Source organism: Pseudomonas sp. HOU2 (genome assembly GCF_040729435.1).
Lineage (GTDB): Bacteria > Pseudomonadota > Gammaproteobacteria > Pseudomonadales > Pseudomonadaceae > Aquipseudomonas.
This window is the reverse complement of record NZ_CP160398.1, coordinates 956,823-973,205: the sequence shown is the minus strand read 5'-3', so window position 1 is coordinate 973,205 and position 16,383 is coordinate 956,823. Positions and strand designations below refer to the sequence as shown.

The window sequence follows — 16,383 nt, the reverse complement described above, 5'->3', positions numbered from 1 at the left end:
ATGCTTTCTGTTGATGTCATTGGGCGCTTACGCCGCGAGTGCCGAATACATCTGTCTTGGAATGCAGCGCGGGCAAAATACTACTGTCACCGCCAGCTCTCTGGAGGCCGCGAACAAAAAGGCGAAAGCCCAGTGGGGGGCGGCGGGTTGCTATAAAAAATGATAGGTCCCGGCAGATTTTTCACCCGCGATACCGCAAAGCCTCCACCAACAACGCAAACGCCGGCGCCGCCTGCCGCCGGCTCGGGTAGTACAGGTGGTAACCGGCGAAAGTCGGGCACCAGTCTGCCAGCACTTGCAGCAGACGCCCGTCGGCCAGATACGGCGCGACGATGTTTTCCGGGATGTAGCTCAGGCCAAAACCGTCCAGTGCGGCGTCGAGCAGCGGGTAGACGCCGTTCAGGGTGACTTGCCCGGATACTCGCACCTTGAGGCTTTCGCCGTCCTTCTCGAACTCCCAGGTGTACAGCCCGCCGTTGGTGGGCAGACGCAGGTTGTTGCAGGCGTGGGTGGTCAGATCCCGTGGCGTTTGCGGCTTTTCCCGCTTGGCGAAATAGGCTGGCGAGCCGACCACCGCCATGCGCATGTCCGGGCCGATGCGGGTGGCGATCATGCCTTGGGCGACGTCTTCGCCCAGGCGCACCCCGGCGTCGAAACCGAGCCCGGCGATGTCGACGAAACCGTAATCGCAGATCACCTCGACGGCGATGTCCGGATACTGGGGCAGGAATTCCTTGAGCACCGGACGCAGCAGCCAGTTCAGCGAGTGGTCGGTGGCACTGATGCGGATCTTTCCCGCCGGGGTTTCGCGCAGGTTGCTCAGGGCCGCCAGTTCAGATTCGATCTCTTCGAAACGCGGGCCGATGGTCTGCAGCAGATGTTCGCCGGCTTCGGTGGGCGAGACGCTGCGGGTGGTGCGGGTCAGCAGGCGCAGGCCAAGGCGCGCTTCGAGGGCGCGGATGGTGTGGCTGAGCGCCGATTGCGAAACGCCCAGTTTGGCAGCGGCTTTGGTGAAACTGCGCTCGCGGGCCACCGCGAGGAAGGCGAGCAGGTCACTGGCGTTTTCTCGAAGCATTAATGAGTGTCCTGCATAAGTTATTTCGAATTCTAGTCGATTATCTGAAGAGTACGGCCCGCTAAAGTGACGCAAGTTCCTTTGTAGGAGCTGCCGAAGGCTGCGATCTTTTGATCTTGATCCTCAAAACCAACATCAAAAGATCGCAGCCTGCGGCAGCTCCTACAGGGAGATCTCTTACAGATTTGGAGTCTTGTGATGAATGCACATATCTCAGGCGTCACTGTCACCCCGACTGGCTCACAAGCTTCGGCCCGAGGCCCGGCGGATTGGTTCACCGGCACTGTGCGCGTTGACGCGCCGTTCAAGGGTAGCGAGGCGGCGCGAGTCAGCGGTGCCACGGTGACTTTCGAGCCGGGTGCGCGGACGGCGTGGCACACCCATCCGTTGGGTCAGACGCTGATCGTCACCGCCGGTTCGGGTTTTGTGCAGGAGTGGGGGCAACCGGTTCGCGAGATCCGCCCCGGCGATACCGTGTGGATCGCGCCGCAGGTGAAGCACTGGCATGGCGCCGCGCCGACCACGGCGATGACGCACATTGCGATTGCCGAAGTGCTGGAAGGTGAAGTGGTGGAGTGGATGGAGCAGGTGAGTGCTGAGCAGTATTTGCGATCCGAGTGACGCGGTTCCCTCACCCCAGCCCTCTCCCGGAGGGAGAGGGGGCCGATTGGGGGATGTCTGTGAGCACTACGCTGAGTCCATAATCGACACGACCTCTCATGTCGGCGCATCCCATAAGACAACTCGGTCAGTCCCCTCTCCCTTTGGGAGAGGGTTAGGGTGAGGGGCTTTTCCAGGTTGCTCAGATCATCTCCGGCAACGAATCGAGGATCTTGTCCAGCGTAATCGGATACTCACGCACCCGCGCCCCGGTGGCGTTGTAGATCGCATTCGCCACCGCCGCACTCACGCCGCAAATCCCCAATTCACCCACACCCTTGGCTTTCATCGGCGACGAAATCGGATCGGTTTCGTCGAGGAAAATCACCTCCTGATGCGGGATGTCGGCGTGTACCGGCACCTCGTATCCGGCCAGATCGTGATTGACGAAAAAGCCCAGCCGTTTGTCCACCGCCAGCTCTTCCATCAGCGCCGCACCGACGCCCATGGTCATCGCGCCGATCACCTGGCTGCGCGCGGCTTTCGGGTTGAGAATCCGTCCCGCCGCGCACACCCCGAGCATGCGCCGCACGCGGACTTCGCCGGTCGCTGCATCCACCGCAACCTCCACGAAATGCGCGCCGAAAGTCGATTGCTGATACTGCTTGGCGAGGTCGGCGAACTCGATGCTGTCCTCGGCTTCGACCACGCCATCTTTTGCCGCATCACGCAGCGCCAGGGTCTTGCCGCCGGCGCGGACCTGACTGTCGGCGAACTCGACCTCATCGCCGGCCATGCCGAGTTTTCTCGCGACGGCTTCGCGCAGTTTCATGCACGCGGCATACACCCCGGCAGTCGAGCAATTGCCGCCGAACTGGCCGCCGGAGCCGGACGACACCGGGAAGTTCGAATCGCCCAGATGCACCGTCACATCCGCCAGAGGTACGCCCATCATCTCGGCCGCAGTCTGGGCGATGATGGTGTAACTGCCGGTGCCGATGTCGGTCATGTCGGTTTCCACCGTGACCTTGCCGTCGCGCTCCAGCCGCACCCGGGCGCCGGACTTCAGCAGCAGGTTGTTGCGAAACGCGGCGGCGACGCCCATGCCGATCAGCCAGCGACCCTCACGACGACTGCCGGGTTTGGCGTTGCGCTGGTTCCAGCCGAATTTCTCGGCGCCGGTCTGCAGGCATTCGATCAGCCGGCGCTGGGAAAACGGACGCTCGGTTTTCACCGGATCGACTTGCGTGTCATTGAGGATGCGGAACTGCACCGGATCGAGCTTGAGCTGCTCGGCCATCTCGTCCATGGCGATTTCCAGCGCCATCAGCCCCGGCGCTTCACCCGGCGCGCGCATGGAGTTGCCTTCGGGCAGATCCAGTGGCGCCCGGCGCATGGTCACCCGGCGGTTTTCCCCGGCATAAAGCAGCTGGCTCGGTTGCGCGGCGACTTCGACCTTGCCGTCCTTGAGGTTGCCCGACCAGCCTTCGTGAGCGATGGCGCTGAGCTTGCCGTCCGCCGTGGCGCCCATCCGAATGCGCTGGATCGTGGCCGGGCGGTGGGTGGTGTTGTTGGCCATTTGCGGGCGGGCGAGGGCGACTTTCACCGGGCGATTGGCCAGGCGCGCACCGAGGGCGGCGAGAATCGCGTCGGCACGAATGAACAGTTTGCCGCCGAAGCCGCCACCAATGTACGGCGAGATCAGGCGCACGTTTTCCTTGGGCAGGCCAAGGGTGGTGGCGACGTCGCCGACGCTCCAGGCGATCATTTGATTGGAGGTCCACAAGGTCAGATGATCACCTTTCCACGCGGCCAGGGTCGCGTGCGGCTCCATCATCGCGTGGGACTGGTCCGGGGTGGTGTAGGTCTGGTCGAACTGCACCGGCGCGGCGGCGAAGGCTTTGTCGAAATCGCCGTGGGTGACGTCGGGCAACTCGTCGTCTTCGACGCCTTGGTCAAGCACGTTGGCCAGCTCGAACTCGCCTTTGGCCGTGACGTAATCGACTTTGACCAATTGCGCCGCAGCGCGGGCCTGTTCGAAGGTTTCGGCGACCACCAGCGCCACGGCCTGGTGATAGTGCTGCACCTCGGGCCCGCCCAGCAGCGGTGCCGAGTTGTATTTGCCCTTGCCGAGCTTGCCGGCGTTGGCGGCGGTGACGATGGCCAGCACGCCCGGCGAGGCTTCGGCGGCGTCGAGATCGATGTGACTGATGCGGCCCTTGGCGATGGCCGAGCCGACCATGAAACCGTAAGCCTGATTCGCCACGGCCTCGTGCTGCTCGTAGGCATACGGTGCCTGACCGCTGGTTTTCAGCGGGCCTTCAATGCGGTCGGTGGGTTTGCCGACGACCTTGAGTTGGTCGATCGGGTTGGTGGTGGCGGGCGTGTCGAACTTCATGCTTCATCCCTCGCTTGCGCCAACACCGAGCCGAGCGTGCGCTCGACCAGGGTCAGTTTGAATTGGTTGTCGTGGGTTGGCGTGGCACCGTCGAGCAGGCGTTCGCTGACGGCTTTTGCGCCTTTGGGCAGCAGCGCGTCGGCGTCTTCGACCCGCCACGGTTTCGGCGCAATACCGCCGACCGCCACACGGCCGCTGCCGTCCTTTTGCAGGATCAAACCAACCGACACCAGCGCGAAAGCGTACGACGAGCGATCGCGCACCTTGTGATAAATGTGCGTGCCGCCAACCGGGGCCGGCAGGGTTACCGAAGTGATGAACTCGCCGGGCGTGAGGCTGGTTTCGATGTTCGGCGTGTTGCCGGGGAGTTGATGGAAATCGGCGATGGCAATGCTGCGCGTACTGCCGTCCGGCTTCACCGTTTCAACCTGCGCATCGAGGGCGCGCATGGCAATCGCCATGTCACTGGGGTGGGTGGCGATGCAGGCGTCGCTGACGCCGATCAGTCCCAGTTGCCGGCTGACCCCGCCAATCGCCGCGCAGCCGCTGCCGGGCTGGCGTTTGTTGCAGGCCTGATTGACGTCATAGAAATACGGGCAGCGGGTGCGTTGCAGCAGGTTGCCGGCGGTGCTCGCCATGTTGCGCAACTGCCCGGAAGCGCCGGCGAGCAGGGCGCGGGAGAGCAAAGCGTAATCCTTGCGCACGCGGCTGTCGGCGGCCAGATCGGTGTTGCGCACCAGCGCGCCGATGCGCAATCCGCCTTCAGGCGTGGCTTCGATCTGATCGAGGCCCAGGTGGTTGACGTCGATCAGGTGCAGCGGGGTTTCGATGTCGAGTTTCATCAGGTCCAGCAGGTTGGTGCCGCCGGCGATGAACTTCGCGCCTTCGACCTGCGCCGCCAGCGTTGCGGCTGCGGCGGGGGAGTCGGCGCGGCTGTAATTGAACGCTCTCATGCTGGCTCCTGCGCGACTTCAGTGATGGCTTCAATGATGTTGGAGTAGGCGCCGCAGCGGCAGATGTTGCCGCTCATGCGCTCCTGGAATTCGCTGGCAATCAGTTGCGGGGCTTCGGCCAGGCTCGGGCTGACGTGGCTGGGAATGCCCTCGCGGATTTCCTTGAGCACCGCCACCGCCGAACAGATCTGCCCCGGCGTGCAATAGCCGCATTGATAACCGTCGTGCTTGATGAACGCGGCCTGCATCGGGTGCAGGTTGTCGGGCATGCCGAGGCCTTCGATGGTGGTGATCTCGCTGCCCTCGTGCATCACCGCAAGCGTGAGGCAGGAGTTGATCCGGCGGCCGTCGGCGATGACGGTGCAGGCGCCGCACTGGCCGTGGTCGCAGCCTTTTTTGCTGCCGGTCAGGTGCAGGTGCTCGCGCAGGGCATCGAGCAGGGTGGTGCGGTTGTCGACCTCAAGGGCTTGGGGTTTACCGTTGACGTTGATCGTCAGTTTGGCCATGGCGGGCTGCTCCAGAGTGGCCGCATAGGCCTTGAGGCTGATGAAGGGGGGCATTGCAAACGCGGCGGCGGTGACCGCGCCGAGGATCAGGAATCTTCGTCGGGAAATCGTCATGCTTCGATTCCTCTCTGGCTTAATCAGGACGGCAGGGATTGAAGGGCCCATAGGGGCGCGCCGGCATGTTTGCCGGTCTCGTTCTTGGAATGACCTGCGTGGAGGGGAAAAGGTTTTTGCGGATTTGCGCTATAGAGTTATGCGCAGGATTCATTAATGAGCTGGGCGACGCTTGACCTTGTGGGAGCTGGCTTGCCAGCGATGGGGTCGTGTCAGTCAGCATTGCTTGAATGACACACCGCCATCGCGGGCAAGCCCGCTCCCACAGGGATTGTGATTAATGCCCGCCAACCACCATGTGCGTGAACGGCGCCACATACGCCTGCAAGGTGACAAGCCCGCCCACCAGCACCGCCAGCACGATCGAGTGGAAGAACACGTAGCGCAGAATCTCGCCCTCGTGCCCATACCAGCGGGTGGCGGTGGAGGCGACCACGATCGATTGCGCATCGACCATTTTGCCCATGACCCCGCCGGAACTGTTGGCCGCCGCCATCAGCACCGGGCTGATGCCCAGCTGTTCCGAGGTCACCCGTTGCAGCCCGCCGAACAACACGTTCGACGCCGTATCCGAGCCAGTCAATGCCACGCCGAGCCAGCCGAGCAGGGTGCCGAACATCGGGTAGAACACCCCGGTCGCGGCAAACGCCAGGCCCATGGTTGCATCAAGTCCCGAATAGCGCGTGAGGAACCCCAGCGCCAGCATCGCCGCAATGGTGATCAGCGAAAAGCGCACCACCCACAACGTGCGCAGGTACTGCCTGATCAACTGCGGGATCGAGTAACCCATCAGCAACCCGCCAACGATTGCCGCCAGCAGAATGCCGCTGCCGGTGGCGGTGAACCAGGTGAACTTGTAGATCGCTTCTTCGGCTTTCGGCGCCGCCACTACGGGCGGGACTTTCTGCACTTGCAGGTGCAGGGTGGTAAAGGTCAGCGCCGGCGAGAAAATCGGGTTGGCCTCATTCAGCGGTTTGCCTTGCGCATCGAGTTTCACCGAATGGGTTACCGGGTCCAGCGCCGGGCGCACGTCGAAGATGTTCTTGAAGCCCTGGGTGCCCCAGGCAAACACGAACACCGTGAGGATGATCCACGGCATCCACGCGCGCATCACCGCCGGGCGCGCCTGATCGCTGAAGGCGGGGCTGGCGTTGACTTTTTCTTCCTCGACCCGGGAGTTGTCGACTCGCCCCGAGAGGGCGGCCGAGGTGTACACCGTCGCCGGTTTCCAGACTCGCAGAAACAACGTCAGGCAGGCCATGGAAATCAGCGCGGCGATCACGTCCACCAGCATCGGCCCATGGAAGTTCGACACGAGGAATTGCGGCACCGCGAAGCTGATCCCGGCCACCAGAATCGCCGGCCAGATCTCCAGCATCTTGCGCCACCCGGCAAACGCCCAGATCAACCAGAACGGCACCAGCACCGAGAAAAGCGGCAGCTGCCGACCGACCATCATCGACAGCTCCATTTCGTCCAGCCCGGTGACCTTGGCCAGGGTGATAATCGGCGTGCCGAGTGCGCCGAACGCCACCGGGGCGGTGTTGGCAATCAACGCCAGCCCCGAGGCGGCCAACGGCGAAAAACCGAGGCCGATCAGAATCGCCCCGGTCACCGCCACCGGCGTACCGAACCCGGCCGCGCCTTCGAAAAACGCGCCGAAGCAGAACGCGATCAGCAGCAACTGCAAACGCCGGTCATCGGTGATCCGCGCCAGAGAATCCTGCAGCACTTTGAACGAGCCGTTCTCGGTGGTCAGGCGGTGCAGAAAGATGATGTTGAGCACAATCCAGCCGATCGGCAGCAAGCCATTGGCCGCGCCGAACAACGCCGCCGAGCCGGCCATGCTCGCCGGCATGCCGAAGGCGAAGATCGAGATGAGCAGGGCCGAAGCCAACGCCAACAATGCGGCCAGATGCGCCTTGACGTGAAAGAACGCCAGCGCCGCGAGCATCACCACCACCGGCACCGCGGCCATGAGCGTGGAGATCAGCGGGTTGCCGAACGGGTCGTAGATTTGCTGCCAGACCATGGTCCACCTCTGCTTGTTGTTATCGAGGCGCAGATCCGTTGCGTGGGAGTCGCTAAGCAGCAGTATAGGTGGCATTTCGCCGCTGCCCGGATGCCGGCGGCGGGCCGATCAACGGTCGTGGACGGGCAGTGAATCAAAGTCCGTTTGTCCGGTCGTATCAGCGGCTGCGCGCACTGCGTCCTGAAGGCGTGGGCAGTGACAGCCGTTCGTGGTCAAGACTTTGGTGTTAGGGAAGTTTGAATGATGCGTGCAACAACTTTGCTGTTGACGGTAACCGCTGCTGTTTTTCTGGCTGGCTGTGTGGCGGATTTTGATGATGATCATCGCCACGGACGACATTACGACCGTGATCACGGGCGCTATGACGACCATGATCGGCGTTGGGATGACCGCGACGATGGTCGTCGCGACGGGCGTCGTTACTATCGTGATCGCGACGATGACTGAGTAGAAATCCAAAGGGCGTTCCTGCAACGGGAACGCCCTCGTCGATTAAAAATGAGCGCTCGCCCGGACGCTGGTTTGCGCAGGCGCGGTGGCCTCGAGATCCAGCAAATGGGTGGCGAGTATGTCGCTCAGAAAGCGGAACTGATCGTTGATGCCGACCACCTCATTGCTGAAGTGATTGCTTGCGGCGGGCATCAGCACATCGTCGAAATCTTCGTTGAACAGCAGCGCTTGGGTCTTGCGCGAGACGACCTGCTGGTCGTAGTAGTTGCTGCCGAACACCGGGAAGCTCACGGAGAGGGTGATGGTGCGAATCATGATGGGTACTCCTCGTTGCGTCTCGGATGGGTCAATCGTGCCTTCGCCGGGCGGCGGGCGGAAGGCAATCGTGGCGATGGTGAATATCGACGGCGTTGATGGTTGAGAGGTGGGGTGGATTGACTGGCCTCATCGCTGGCAAGCCAGCTCCCACAAGTTTTCGGGTGTTTATTGGATTCATCGCCACTGAAAATCTCCATGGAGCTGCCAAGCCAGCTCCCACAGGTTTTCGGCTGTTCATTGGATTTATGGCCACTGAAGATCTCTGTGGGAGCTGGCTTGCCAGCGATGGCGTCGGTACAGCCAACATCCTCGGAAACTGACACACCTATACTCAATGCTGTCTCCCTCCACTCAAGGACCTCACCACCGTGAACCTGCGTGCGCTGGTCGTCGCCGCACTGTGTCTGTTGGCTGGCTGCGCCACCTCGGCCCGGGCCCCGGTGGCGCAGCCGGCCGTGGTGGTGTCACCTGCCACCTGGCAGCAGATCGACCGCGACATCGTCAGCGCCTCGCAGCAATCCACCGAGCAAGTCAAAGTATTTGCCCGTGGCTCGATGGAACATTGGCGCACTCGCGTCTATCAGCAAACTGAAGAAAATTTCATTCCGTGGTTCAGCAGCTACTGGACCCAGGAATGGCTGTCGATGAAGGTCAGTTGGTACACCATCAGTGCCGGCGGCGAACAGGACGCTTCAGCCAAGCGCCTGGCGAGCTATCTGCTTGAGCAATATCAGGAAAGGGTGCTGGCGCCGGTGGCGGTGGAGATCGATCCGGACGCGATCCTCGGGCAGGCCACGGCGTTCTATGCACAACTGATGGCCCAGCAGATGCCGCTCATCGCCCAGCGTTATGGCGTGCCGGTTGCACAGCTCAACGGGCGGCTGCAGAAGGTTCCGGCCATAGCCCTCGGCCCGCCGCCGGCGCGGGATGCTTCGTTGTATCAGGTCATCAGCACCGAGCCGCTGAACACCTTGCCGGCGTATGCCGCGTTGATCGACAAGATCCACACCGAGGGCGGCAGCAAGGGGATTGCCTCGACCGACGCCGGCATGGCCCCCGTAGCCAAGCGCGCCAGCCAGCGGATGGAAGCGGAAATGGCCCCTCGCGGGGCGGCCAGTGCGGTGGCGGCCGCAGCGGGGAAACTGGTTGGCGGGGTGATTTCGATCGGCGTGGCGGGTATCCGCGCGATCATCCAGGCCAACGACCGGCCCGACAGCGAAGCGCTGATTCGCAGCAGCCTGGGCAGCACGTTCGATAAGGCCTGGGCGAAATTGCTGCAGAACCCGACCACCGGGGTCATGGCCGGAACGCTGCATATTGCCGGGCAAGTCGAGGGCAGCCTTGGTGGTACAGAGCAACCGTCGGTCGGGCTGGGTGTGAATCGTGTCGAATGGCAGCCGCCGCAATCGACTACCCGGCAGATCGAACCCAACGTACAAGGAGAATGAACATGTCTTACATCGATATCTTTGTCGCGCCTGTGCCGAATGCCAATCGCGAGCAGTACAAAAAACATTGTGAGATCGCAGAGAAACTGTTCAAGGAATACGGAGCGAAGGAGGTGGTTCAGTGCTGGGGCGATGACGTGCCGGAGGGCAAAGTCACGTCATTCCCGATGGCGGTAAAACTCAAGGAAGGCGAGACCGTTTCGGCCGGCTGGCTGATCTGGCCGGACAAAGCCACCCGTGATGCCGGCATGGCGAAAATGATGGAAGACCCGCGCATGCAACCGGACGTCAACCCGATGGGGTTTGATGGTCAGCGCATGATCTTTGGCGGCTTCAAAAACCTTCTTGAACCCTGATATGGCCTGTAGGAGTGAGCCTGCTCGCGATGGCGGAGTTTCAGTCAACGGGTTTGCAAAATGTGCCGGCCTCTTCGCGGGCAAGCCACGCTCCCACAGGTTCTGCTGAGATGCCGCGATTATCCATACGCCATAAAACTGTGGGGCGAGCCTGGAGTTGTGGCGTGCGCACGATTGTCGTCGTCCTGCGAAACCCTGTGGGAGCGGGCTTGCCCGCGAAGAGGCCGGCACAGCCAATATCTCCATTGCTGACCCACCGCCATCGCGAGCAGGCTCACTCCCACCCTGGAGCTGTGGCGTGGCCACGATTGTCGTCATCCTGCGAAACCCTGTGGGAGCGAGCCTGCTCGCGATGGCGTCAGCACAGCCAATACCTTCATTGCTGGCCCACCGCTTTCGCGAGCAAGCTCGCTCCCACCCTGGAGCTGTGGCGTGCCCACGATTGTCGTCATCCTGCGAAACCCTGTGGGAGTGAGCCTGCTCGCGATGGCGTCAGTACAGCCAATATCTCTTTTGCTGACCCACCGCTTTCGCGAGCAAGCTCGCTCCCACCTTGGATCTGTGGCGTGCGCACGATTGTCGTCGTCCTGCGAAACCCTGTGGGAGCGGGCTTGCCCGCGAAGAGGTCGGCACAGCCAATATCTTCATGGCTGACCCACCGCCATCGCGAGCAGGCTCACTCCTACAGGAAATTGTGATCACTCTGCAGAGGGCGTGATCCGGCAGCCTTTGCGGTTGCGGATTTGTTCTTCCGTCGGCCGTTCGCGGACGAATTCGAATCGAGGTTCACCCTCGCTGTAATGCACCAGCCAGCCCCATTCCAGTTCGGTTTCATCCTGCCCGGGGTTGGGTGGCCTGGCCCACCACGGTTCTTTGCTGAGGATCTCGCGCATGGCGGCCTCCGGTTCGATGGCAATCCTTGAACTATAGCCGGCTGTCGCGAGTCGTCAGAAAAGGCTGTGTAGAATCGGCTGATCGACGAGCGAAGGAGCAGGGCCATGACCGATGATGCGCGTAGGGATGAACCGTTCAAGCGACTGTTTTTCGCCCTCGACTGCCCACCGGCGCAGCGCAAGACTATCGCTCAGTGGCGTAGCGACTTGGGGCTGCGTACTGGTAAACCGGTGCCGGCGGATAACTTTCATCTGACGCTGTTGTTTCTCGGCGCCGTGCCGCTGGCGCAGATCCATGAAGTCTGCGAGGCCGCCGGCAAAGTGCGTACGCCGGGTGAGCCGTTGCGGATTGCGCTGGATCGGCTGCAGGTCTGGCATCGGGCCGGGATTCTATCTCTGGCGCCGGAGCAGGCCCCGCCGGCCTTGTTGCGTCTGTTGTATGCGCTCGAACAGGCGATGCTGCCGTTCGGCTTCGAAGAATCACCACGCGAGTTTCGCCCGCACCTGACCCTGGCTCGGGACTACCGCGCAGCGGCACCGGAAGCCGCCACGCCGCCGGAATTCTTCCTGCGCGCCGAGCGCTTCGCCCTGTTCGAATCGCACAAGGGTCGCTACCGGATTCTGCAGGATTGGCCACTGAATTGAGCGCAGAAAAAAAGGCGCCCGAGGGCGCCTGAAATTCACCTGAGCCGAGGGAGCCAGGTGAGGCCGTTCATTGCAGGGTGCAGCGGTGGTAAGGCGCTGCGTGAACGGGAAACCGCAAATTCTGCCCTCACGAAAAAATGGTGTTCGCCACAATTTTCAATGTGAGCGCTCAACCCTGTGGGAGCTGGCTTGCCAGCGATTGGGGCGGCACATCCAACATCGTCGTTGACTGACTCATCGCCATCGCTGGCAAGCCAGCTCCCACAGGTTTTCCAGTCTTGTCACAATCTTCAATCAGCCGGATTATTTGCCGAGCTTCACCCGGGTCCAGCCGCGGGTCATGATCCGCTGGGTGGCAATCGGTTGATCCGGCACCGCGTACAGCGTCGCCATCACCGCTTGCGACGGGTACGAACCCGGGTCGTTGCGGATCGCTTCGTCCACCAGTGGCGTGGCGGCCGCGTTGGCGTTGCTGTAACCGTTGCTGTTGGTGATCTCGGCGATGATGTCGGGGCGCATCAGGAAGTTCATGAACAGGTAGGCGTTGTCGACGTTCGCCGCATCACGCGGGATGGCGACCATGTCGTAGAAGCTGCCGGCACCTTCCTTCGGAATGCTGTAGTCGATCTGCACCTTGTTACCGGCCTCCACCGCGCGGGCCTTGGCCTGCAGCACGTCACCGGAGTAACCGACCGCCACGCAGATATTGCCGTTGGCCAGGTCCGAGATGTACTTCGAGGAATGGAAGTACGCCACGTACGGGCGGATCTTCATGAACAGCGCTTCGGCTTCGAGGATGTGCGCCTTGTCCTTGTCGTTCACCGGGTAGCCCAGGTAGTGCAGGGCGGCCGGGATCATTTCGGTCGGCGAATCGAGGAAGCTGATGCCGCAGGCTTTGAGCTTCTCGGCGTTTTCCGGTTTGAACAGCAGGTCCCAGGAGTTGGTCGGGGCGTTGGCACCGAGCACTTCCTTGACCTTGTCCGGGTTGTAGCCGATGCCGATCGAGCCCCACATGTACGGGAACGCGTGAGCGTTGTCCGGATCACTGGCGGCGGCGTTTTTCAGCAGCACCGGGTTGAGATTCTTCCAGTTCGACAGTTTTGATTTATCGAGCGGCTGATAGACCCCGGCCTTGATCTGCTTGGCCAGGAAACTGTTGGACGGCACGACGATGTCGTAGCCGGATTTACCCGCCAGCAAACGCGCCTCGAGGGTCTCGTTGCTGTCGAACACGTCGTAGGTCACGCGGATGCCGGTCTCGTCTTCGAACTTCTTGACGGTGTCCGGCGCGATGTAATCGGACCAGTTGTAAACACGCAGCACCTTGTCGTTGGCCTGGACGCCCGTGGCGATTGCGCCCATTAAGGACAGTGTCAGCAGAGTCCTGCCAAACATTTTCATCGGTGAAACTCCATTCTTTTTATTCAAAAACACACATCGGGTGTACGTAAACCTGTGGCGAGGGAGCTTGCTCCCGCTGGCTGCGAAGCAGCCCCCAAAATCTTGTGAGCGCTGCGCACTCAAGCGGGAGCAAGCTCCCTCGCCACAGTTGTTCATCACAGTTGTTCATCGTTGTTGCTTAGGCGGTGGCGGCGCGTTGCGGCTGCTGCCACGCCTCATTCGCCGTCTGATCCATCGCTTCCTGAATCGCTTTCTTGCGGCTGGCCTCTGCCTTGCGGCCGAAGTACCAGACGAGGAAAGTCACCAGCGACACCGCCAGCAGAATCAGGCTCGCCACAGCGTTGATCTCAGGCTTGACGCCCAGACGCACCGCCGAGAACACCTCCATCGGCAGCGTGGTCGAACCCGGGCCGGAGACGAAGCTCGCCAGCACCAGATCGTCCAGCGACAGGGCGAACGACATCATCCCGCCCGCTGCCAGCGACGGCGCGATCATTGGAATGGTGATCAGGAAAAACACCTTGAACGGCTTGGCCCCCAGATCCATCGCGGCTTCTTCGATCGACAGATCCAGTTCACGCAGGCGGGCGGAGACTACCACCGCCACATAGGCTGCACAAAACGTGGTGTGGGCGATCCAGATCGTGACAATGCCACGCTCCTGCGGCCAGCCGATCAACTGCGCCATCGCCACGAACAGCAGCAACAGCGACAGGCCGGTAATCACCTCGGGCATCACCAACGGCGCGGTGACCAGACCGCCAAACAGCGTACGACCCTTGAAGCGCGTAACGCGCGTCAGGACGAACGCGGCGAGGGTGCCCAGTGCGACGGCGGCAATCGCGGTGTAGCAGGCGATTTCCAGCGAGCGCACCACCGAGCCCATCAGTTGCGTGTTGTCGAGCAGGCCGACGTACCACTTCACCGACCAGCCGCCCCACACCGTCACCAGTTTCGAGGCGTTGAACGAGTAGATCACCAGAATCAGCATCGGCAGATAGATGAACATCAGGCCGAAGATCAACATGAACTTGGAAAAACCGAAGCGTTTCATCCCCGTGCCTCCATCTCTTTGGCCTGGCTGCGGTTGAACAGCAGAATCGGCACAATCAGGATCAACAGCATCACCACCGCCAGCGCAGACGCCACCGGCCAGTCGCGGTTATTGAAGAACTCTTGCCACAGCACGCGACCGATCATCAGCGTCTCCGGGCCACCCAGCAGTTCGGGGATCACGAACTCGCCGACCACCGGAATGAACACCAGCATGCAGCCGGCGATAATGCCGTTCTTGGCCAGCGGCACAGTGATTTTCCAGAAGTTGTTGAAGTTGCTCGACCCCAGATCCGACGCCGCTTCCAGCAGGCTGCCATCGTGCTTCACCAGGTTGGCGTACAGCGGCAGCACCATGAATGGCAGGTAGGCATACACCACGCCGATATACACCGCGGTATTGGTGTTGAGGATCTCGATCGGGTGATCGGTCAGCCCCGTCCACATCAGAAACGCATTGAGCAGACCGTTGTTGCTGAGGATGCCCATCCACGCGTAAACGCGGATCAGGATCGCGGTCCAGGTCGGCATCATGATCAACAGCAGCAGGACGTTTTGCGCTTCCTTGCTCGCTTTGGTGATCGCGTAGGCCATCGGGAAACCGATCAACAGGCACATCATCGTGCTCAGCGCCGCCACCTTCAGCGAACCGAGGTAAGCGGACAGGTACAGCTCGTCTTCGCCGAGCATGGTGTAGTTGCCGATGTTGAGCATCAACTGGAATTTCTGTTCGGCGTAGGTGTAGATCTCCGAGTACGGCGGGATCGACAGCGCGGCTTCCGAGAAGCTGATCTTCATCACCAGGAAGAACGGCAGCATGAAGAACAGAAACAGCCAGATGAACGGGATGCCGATGACGAATTTTCGCCCGCTGGGCACCAGGCGCAGGAATTGCTGATTGAAGGTTCTCATGAGCGCAGTACCACGCCGCTGTCGTCTTCCCACCACACGTAGACCTTGTCGTCCCAGGTCGGACGCGCGCCACGGCGTTCGGCGTTGGCCATGAACGACTGGACGATCTTGCCGCCGGGCAGCTCGACGTAGAACACCGAGTGGCCGCCGAGGTAGGCGATGTCATGCACCTTGCCTTCGGACCAGTTGTAGCGGACTTCGGGTTTGAGGGTGCTGACGAGCATTTTTTCCGGACGGATCGCGTAGGTGATCGACTTGTCCTGCACCGAGGTGCTGACGCCGTGACCGACATAGATCTTCTGCTGCAGGTCCGGGCTGTGGATGATCGCGTGACCTTCAAGGTCTTCCACCACGGTGCCGTCGAAGGCGTTCACGTTACCGATGAATTCGCAGACCATGCGGCTGACCGGTGCTTCATAGATGTCCACCGGGCTGCCGATCTGGGCGATCCAGCCGAGGTGCATGATCGCGATGCGCTCGGCCATGGTCATGGCCTCTTCCTGGTCGTGGGTCACCATCACGCAGGTCACGCCGACGCGCTCGATGATCTCCACCAGTTCCAGTTGCATCTGCGAGCGCAGCTTTTTATCCAGCGCGCCCATCGGCTCGTCGAGCAGCAACAGCTTTGGACGTTTAGCGAGGGAGCGGGCGAGGGCGACGCGCTGGCGCTGACCGCCGGACAACTGATGGGGTTTGCGTTTGGCGTATTGGGTCATGTGCACCAGGCGCAGCATCTCTTCGACGCGGGCATCGATTTCGCTGGCCGGCAAACGGTCCTGCTTGAGGCCGAAGGCAATGTTCTGCGCCACAGTCATGTGCGGGAACAGCGCGTAGGACTGGAACATCATGTTGATCGGCCGCTCGTACGGCGGCATGTCGGTGATGTCCACACCGTCGAGCAGAATCCGCCCTTCGGTCGGCCGCTCGAAACCGGCGAGCATGCGCAGCAGGGTCGATTTGCCCGAACCGGAGCCGCCGAGCAGGGCAAAGATTTCGCCCTGATGGATCTCCAGGGACACATCGTCCACGGCCGTGGTTTCGTCGAACTTCTTGGTGACACGATCGACTTTCACCAGAACCTTTTTCGGTTGCTGGTGGCCTTCAAGTGCCTTCCGGTAAGTGCTGGAGGCGTTTGCCATGTGAAACTCCCAACAGGTTTCGTTCGCTCGGCCAACGTGGCCGGGCTTAAGTGGATTGCAAGCCAGGGAAAACAATCCTCGCCACACATG

At 61.7% G+C, this 16,383-nt stretch carries 16 protein-coding genes; 5 read left to right on the top strand and 11 right to left on the bottom strand.

The features are described 5' to 3' along the window. Positions 1-181: 181 nt before the first annotated feature. Positions 182-1,075, bottom strand: coding sequence for a LysR family transcriptional regulator (locus ABV589_RS04205; protein WP_367085024.1), 894 nt, complete (start codon positions 1,073-1,075; stop codon positions 182-184). Between the two features lie 198 nt (positions 1,076-1,273). Here ABV589_RS04205 and ABV589_RS04200 point away from each other — a divergent pair, with 198 nt between their 5' ends. Further along, entirely contained in the window at positions 1,274-1,696 is a 423-nt protein-coding gene (locus ABV589_RS04200; protein ID WP_367085023.1) for a cupin domain-containing protein, read from the top strand. Between the two features lie 181 nt (positions 1,697-1,877). Here ABV589_RS04200 and paoC read toward each other — a convergent pair whose 3' ends face one another. The 4 genes from paoC to ABV589_RS04180 all read right to left on the bottom strand — a co-directional run bounded on the left by paoC (position 1,878) and on the right by ABV589_RS04180 (position 7,678). After that, on the bottom strand, positions 1,878-4,073 hold the full coding sequence (gene paoC / locus ABV589_RS04195) for an aldehyde oxidoreductase molybdenum-binding subunit PaoC (protein WP_367085022.1): 2,196 nt from the start codon (positions 4,071-4,073) through the stop codon (positions 1,878-1,880). Continuing rightward, positions 4,070-5,026 (bottom strand): xanthine dehydrogenase family protein subunit M, encoded by a 957-nt coding sequence (locus ABV589_RS04190; RefSeq protein ID WP_123588337.1) that lies wholly within the window; start codon positions 5,024-5,026, stop codon positions 4,070-4,072. The genes paoC and ABV589_RS04190 overlap by 4 nt, the downstream gene beginning before the upstream one ends. Then, positions 5,023-5,646: an aldehyde dehydrogenase iron-sulfur subunit PaoA gene (paoA, locus tag ABV589_RS04185; protein WP_367085021.1), complete on the bottom strand. Its 624-nt coding sequence runs from the start codon at positions 5,644-5,646 to the stop codon at positions 5,023-5,025. The genes ABV589_RS04190 and paoA overlap by 4 nt, the downstream gene beginning before the upstream one ends. 277 nt (positions 5,647-5,923) lie before the next feature. After that, a complete protein-coding gene (locus tag ABV589_RS04180; protein WP_367086170.1) occupies positions 5,924-7,678 on the bottom strand; it encodes an L-lactate permease in 1,755 nt (584 codons plus the stop codon). Positions 7,679-7,918: 240 nt separating this feature from the next. Here ABV589_RS04180 and ABV589_RS04175 point away from each other — a divergent pair, with 240 nt between their 5' ends. Continuing rightward, on the top strand, positions 7,919-8,125 hold the full coding sequence (locus ABV589_RS04175) for a hypothetical protein (protein ID WP_367085020.1): 207 nt from the start codon (positions 7,919-7,921) through the stop codon (positions 8,123-8,125). Between the two features lie 45 nt (positions 8,126-8,170). Here the strand turns inward: ABV589_RS04175 and ABV589_RS04170 are convergent, their stop codons facing one another. Next, positions 8,171-8,443 (bottom strand): hypothetical protein, encoded by a 273-nt coding sequence (locus ABV589_RS04170; protein ID WP_108589666.1) that lies wholly within the window; start codon positions 8,441-8,443, stop codon positions 8,171-8,173. Positions 8,444-8,814: 371 nt separating this feature from the next. Here ABV589_RS04170 and ABV589_RS04165 point away from each other — a divergent pair, with 371 nt between their 5' ends. Further along, positions 8,815-9,894 (top strand): hypothetical protein, encoded by a 1,080-nt coding sequence (locus ABV589_RS04165; RefSeq protein WP_367085019.1) that lies wholly within the window; start codon positions 8,815-8,817, stop codon positions 9,892-9,894. 2 nt (positions 9,895-9,896) lie between these two features. Continuing rightward, positions 9,897-10,250, top strand: coding sequence for a DUF1428 domain-containing protein (locus ABV589_RS04160; protein ID WP_367085018.1), 354 nt, complete (start codon positions 9,897-9,899; stop codon positions 10,248-10,250). Positions 10,251-10,948: 698 nt separating this feature from the next. Here the strand turns inward: ABV589_RS04160 and ABV589_RS04155 are convergent. Next, positions 10,949-11,143 carry a hypothetical protein gene (locus tag ABV589_RS04155; RefSeq protein WP_367085017.1) on the bottom strand — a complete coding sequence of 65 codons (195 nt, stop codon included), beginning with the start codon at positions 11,141-11,143 and terminating at the stop codon, positions 10,949-10,951. 105 nt (positions 11,144-11,248) lie between these two features. Here ABV589_RS04155 and thpR point away from each other — a divergent pair, with 105 nt between their 5' ends. After that, positions 11,249-11,788: an RNA 2',3'-cyclic phosphodiesterase gene (thpR, locus tag ABV589_RS04150; protein ID WP_367085016.1), complete on the top strand. Its 540-nt coding sequence runs from the start codon at positions 11,249-11,251 to the stop codon at positions 11,786-11,788. Between the two features lie 303 nt (positions 11,789-12,091). On the opposite strand, the gene ABV589_RS04145 is transcribed toward thpR, so the two are convergent. From ABV589_RS04145 to potA, 4 genes are all read right to left on the bottom strand, one after another. After that, positions 12,092-13,189 (bottom strand): polyamine ABC transporter substrate-binding protein, encoded by a 1,098-nt coding sequence (locus ABV589_RS04145; protein WP_007962454.1) that lies wholly within the window; start codon positions 13,187-13,189, stop codon positions 12,092-12,094. 178 nt (positions 13,190-13,367) lie between these two features. Beyond that, entirely contained in the window at positions 13,368-14,243 is an 876-nt protein-coding gene (locus ABV589_RS04140) for an ABC transporter permease subunit (protein ID WP_007962456.1), read from the bottom strand. Next, positions 14,240-15,121 carry an ABC transporter permease subunit gene (locus ABV589_RS04135; protein WP_367086169.1) on the bottom strand — a complete coding sequence of 294 codons (882 nt, stop codon included), beginning with the start codon at positions 15,119-15,121 and terminating at the stop codon, positions 14,240-14,242. The genes ABV589_RS04140 and ABV589_RS04135 overlap by 4 nt, the downstream gene beginning before the upstream one ends. A gap of 29 nt (positions 15,122-15,150) precedes the next feature. Beyond that, entirely contained in the window at positions 15,151-16,293 is a 1,143-nt protein-coding gene (gene potA, locus ABV589_RS04130; RefSeq protein WP_108591816.1) for a polyamine ABC transporter ATP-binding protein, read from the bottom strand. Between the last annotated feature and the right edge of the window lie 90 nt (positions 16,294-16,383).